Below are 274 nucleotides of genomic sequence, written 5' to 3' on the forward strand. Positions count from 1 at the left end.
CAAAGTGTCATCATAACTTTATCAAATTATTTCCCTGATCCTGAGACATAACTAGGAACACCGACCTGAAGCCACGATTAACGATTGGGCATCTGGAAGCCATTGGGCATTCCCGGAATTGACTGGGGTTGAGCCGGTAAAGAAAAATCACTATCTTGCACGGAGAGTTGGAAATCTGTTGCTGTCATTTTCCAAGTCCCTTCGGAATGCTGACCTTCCATATAAAGAGGAATACCGTGATTATTAGAATAACAAGATAACCATGACCCATTAT

1 protein-coding gene is annotated in these 274 nt (G+C 42.0%); it reads right to left on the reverse strand.

Annotated features, from left to right (window positions below; all coding sequences use genetic code 11):
- Window positions 1-77: 77 nt before the first annotated feature.
- Window positions 78-274: hypothetical protein (locus R0J92_RS22930; RefSeq protein WP_411053363.1), on the reverse strand; the 197-nt coding region annotated here is incomplete at its 5' end.

This window comes from Tritonibacter sp. SIMBA_163 (assembly GCF_046535935.1).
GTDB lineage: Bacteria > Pseudomonadota > Alphaproteobacteria > Rhodobacterales > Rhodobacteraceae > Epibacterium > Epibacterium scottomollicae.